6 protein-coding genes are annotated in these 3,473 nt (G+C 67.1%); all 6 read left to right on the top strand.

The genetic code is table 11. The features are described from left to right. Positions 1-265 precede the first annotated feature (265 nt). Positions 266-520, top strand: a complete 255-nt coding sequence (locus tag VFL64_RS02580; protein WP_489538820.1) for an RNA recognition motif domain-containing protein — start codon at positions 266-268, stop codon at positions 518-520. A 12-nt stretch (positions 521-532) separates the two neighbouring features. Then, positions 533-892, top strand: a complete 360-nt coding sequence (locus VFL64_RS02575; protein WP_489538819.1) for a hypothetical protein — start codon at positions 533-535, stop codon at positions 890-892. A gap of 37 nt (positions 893-929) precedes the next feature. Next, positions 930-1,403 (top strand): hypothetical protein, encoded by a 474-nt coding sequence (locus VFL64_RS02570; RefSeq protein WP_489538818.1) that lies wholly within the window; start codon positions 930-932, stop codon positions 1,401-1,403. Between the two features lie 50 nt (positions 1,404-1,453). Continuing rightward, positions 1,454-2,221, top strand: a complete 768-nt coding sequence (ppk2, locus tag VFL64_RS02565; RefSeq protein WP_489538821.1) for a polyphosphate kinase 2 — start codon at positions 1,454-1,456, stop codon at positions 2,219-2,221. After that, complete coding sequence (locus VFL64_RS02560) at positions 2,218-2,766, top strand: GNAT family N-acetyltransferase (protein WP_489538817.1); 549 nt, start codon at positions 2,218-2,220, stop codon at positions 2,764-2,766. The genes ppk2 and VFL64_RS02560 overlap by 4 nt, the downstream gene beginning before the upstream one ends. Further along, the coding region (locus VFL64_RS02555; RefSeq protein WP_489538816.1) for a SulP family inorganic anion transporter at positions 2,763-3,473 on the top strand (711 nt) is incomplete at its 3' end. The genes VFL64_RS02560 and VFL64_RS02555, both read left to right, overlap by 4 nt.

The following is a 3,473-nucleotide window of genomic DNA, read 5'->3' as shown; positions in this document are numbered from 1 at the left end:
CCACGTGACTCAACAAAAGCCCGCCAACGAGGCGCAAAGCGCAGCTGTAGCACTTGCTACAGCGAGCATTTGCAACGCTGTGGGCGGGCTTTTGCTGAGATCACCCGAAGGGCCGGGGCCTGAAGGCGCGTGCGGCGGCGTTGCAGCGTCGTTGTGTGCCATAGGCACACGGCCTCCGCTGCGCCTTGCCGCCCACGCCTTCAGACCCCGGCGTGGGTGCTCATTTAGTGTGAACAGGCCCTAATGAAACGAGAAGGAGTCCGACATGACACGCATGCTGCTGGGAAACATCGACCCCGACACGACGGACGAAGAGATCAAGGAGTTCCTGGCGAAGTACGGCTTCCCGGAATGGACGTCGATCGAGCGCATCGAAGGCGATGGATCGCGCCCGGCGGCGCTCATCCTGTACGAAGGCCTGGACACCTTCACCCTGAACGAGCTCAAGCCGCGCATCCACGAGATCTTCTGGAGGCACCGCAAGCTCAACGTCAGCGTGCTCATCGACCACTTCCGCTGAGAAGGTAACACCATGAAGAAGAACCTCACCACTGCCTTGCGGGTGCTCGCCTGTGCCATGCCTGTCGCCCTGGCTGGCTGCTATGTCGTGCCGGCCACGCCCTACCCGTACACCACCACGATCCCCGCCAACTACGACGCCTCGTTCGCCGCCGTCTCCGGGGCGATGCGCGACCAGGGCCTGGCGATCACCGTCGAAGACCCGGGGCGTGGCGTTGTCTCCGGCGTGCGCGACGGCGTCACTGTCACGGGCACGCTCACGCGCCAGGCCGACGGCAGCGTGCGGGTGCAGTTCGATTCCCAGAACTCGGGCCGCGACCCCACGCTGATCGACCGCGTCACCGGCAGCTACAACCGGCGCATGGGACGTTGATCTGGCGCAAACGCCCCTCCCCCATGGAGGGGGTATCTTGGCCATTGCAGGTCTAGATTCAACCTGCGCACTCCACGTCGTTCAGGGCGACGGCACGGCAGATGGGAAAAGGTTTCGCATGAATTCAGCGGCACGGCAGGCCGAAGGCGCGTCTGCGCTCACTCCGGCCGAAACCAGAAGAAGCAGGCGCAAGGAACAAGCTCCCGCGCAGTCGGCCTTGCGCTCACCGGCGGTGGCCCTGTTGCGTGACGACACGGTCTACCAGCGCACGCTGGCCGGCCAGCGCGAGGCGGTGGCCGAGCGGATCGAGCTCTCCCCGAATGCCCGCCGCTTCCTGCTGATCGTCAATGGCGAGACGCCGCTGCGGGTGCTGCTCGATCTGCTGCGCCTGGAAGACGAATCGGTCATCTCCACGATTCTTCACCTCGTGGAGCTCGGGTTGATCGAGCAGCATGCGCCGAGGCCAGGCGGCCCCGTTCAGACAAACCGTTCTTCGAAAGGTGCACCATGACCGAACGCGCGAACAAGGCCGAGCCGACAGAGTCGGAGTCGGATTCCAAGATGGGCAACAAGGCCTACCTGAAGGCCCTGGAGCGCCTGCACGTGGAACTGGTCCAGCTGCAGCAATGGGTGGCGCACCACGGCCTCAAGGTCTGCATCGTGTTCGAGGGCCGCGACGGCGCCGGCAAGGGCGGCACCATCAAGGCGCTCACCGAGCGCGTGAGCCCGCGCGTCTTCCGCGTGGTGGCGCTCCCGGCGCCTACCAGCCGCGAGAAGACCCAGATGTACATGCAGCGCTATGTGAAGCACCTGCCCGCCGCGGGCGAGGTCGTCATCTTCGACCGCAGCTGGTACAACCGCGCCGGCGTCGAGCGGGTGATGGGCTTTTGCACCGAGGCGCAGGTGAAGGGCTTCATGCAGGCCGTGCCGCTGGTCGAACAGGCCATCGTCGACTCCGGCGTGATCCTCCTGAAGTACTGGCTGGAGGTCAGCCCCGAAGAACAGACGCGCCGCCTGAAGAGCCGCATCACCGACGGGCGCAAGATCTGGAAGCTCACCGACATGGATCTCAAGTCGTACAGCCGCTGGTTCGACTACTCGCGTGCCCGCGACGACATGTTCAAGCACACCGACACCGACTTCGCGCCCTGGTACCGCGTCGTCTCCAACGACAAGCGGCGTGCGCGCCTGAACATCATCAGCGACATCCTCGAACGCATTCCCTACAAGGAATTGCCGCGCCAGAAGATCGTGCTGCCCAAGCGCCAGAAGCCCGGCGACTACGTCGAGCCCGACTACCCCTACCGGAACGTGCCGGAGCGGTTTTGAACGCGGCCGTGCCTGCGGTGCTGCCGTCGAGGCTGGCGCTGCGGCATGGCCGCAGCGCCGTGGTGCGCGAGATCCAGCCCGATGACCGCGAGGCCTTCAACGCGGCCTTTCTGCGCCTGTCGGCCGATGCGCGCTACACGCGCTTCCTCAACCCGATCCGCCAGCTGTCCGACGCCACGCTCGACTTGGCCACCAACCCGGCGCCGGAGCGCGAGTTCGCGCTGGTGGCGCTCGATGGTGACGGGCCGGATGCGGCCATCGTGGCGGGGGCGCGTTACGTCGCGTCCATGGACCAGAGCGACACCTGCGAGTTCGCGGTGACCATCGCCGACGACTGGCAGGGGCTGGGCCTGGCGGGCCACCTGCTCCCCATCCTGATGGCCACCGCGCGCGAGCGTGGCCTGCGCTGCATGGAAGGCTTCGTGCTGCCCGCCAACACTGCCATGCGGCGCCTGGCGGTGCGCCTGGGCTTCACCGATGCGGCCGTGCCGGGCGACTGGTCGCTGCGCCGGGTGAGCATCGAGCTGGACAAGTGGGCCCCATGAGAGAGCGCAGCGATCCGTGGTTCCTGGGCTGGCTGCGGCGCTACGACCGCGCCTGGCTCAAGCTCGACGTGGTGGCCGGCCTGGTGGTGGCGGCCATCGTCATCCCCAAGGCCTTGGCCTACGCCACGATCGCCGGCTTGCCGGTGCAGGTGGGCCTGTACACCGCGCTGGTGCCGATGGCGATCTACGCGCTGTTCGGCGCCTCGCGCCAGCTCAGCGTGAGCACCACCACCACGATCGCCATCCTCACCGGCTCCGCGCTCGCGAGCGTGGCCGCGAGCGGCCAGCCCGAGCAGCTGTTGACGGCCTGCGCCACGCTCACCGTGCTGGTGGGCGCCATCCTCGCGGCGGCTGGCTTGCTGCGCCTGGGCTTCATCGCCAACTTCATTTCCGAACCGGTGCTGGTGGGCTTCAAGGCCGGCATCGGCATCGTGATCATCGTGGACCAGCTGCCCAAGCTGCTGGGTGTGCACATCGACAAAGGCGGGTTCCTGCACAACCTCGGGCAGATCGTGCAGCACGTGCCCGAAACCTCCTGGCCGACGCTGATCGTGGCGCTGGCCACCATCGGCCTGCTGGTCGGCATCGAGCGCTTCGCCGAGCGCCTGCCGGCGCCGCTGGTCGCCGTGGCCGCGGCCATCGCCGCGATGAGCTTCCTGGGGCTCGACGCCCACGGCGTCACCAAGGTGGGCGATGTGCCGACCGGC

The sequence above is a fragment of the Rhizobacter sp. genome (assembly GCF_035702065.1).
Taxonomy (GTDB): Bacteria; Pseudomonadota; Gammaproteobacteria; order Burkholderiales; family Burkholderiaceae_C; genus Rhizobacter.
Note: the sequence above shows the minus strand (reverse complement) of the source record. Positions and strands in the feature narration are given on the sequence as shown.

What these genes read in the sequence shown, in the direction of transcription:
- VFL64_RS02580 (WP_489538820.1), top strand. Translation starts at nt 266, where the DNA reads ATGACACGCATGCTGCTGGGAAACATCGACCCCGACACGACGGACGAA.
- VFL64_RS02575 (WP_489538819.1), top strand. Translation starts at nt 533, where the DNA reads ATGAAGAAGAACCTCACCACTGCCTTGCGGGTGCTCGCCTGTGCCATG.
- ppk2 (WP_489538821.1), top strand. Translation starts at nt 1,454, where the DNA reads ATGGGCAACAAGGCCTACCTGAAGGCCCTGGAGCGCCTGCACGTGGAA.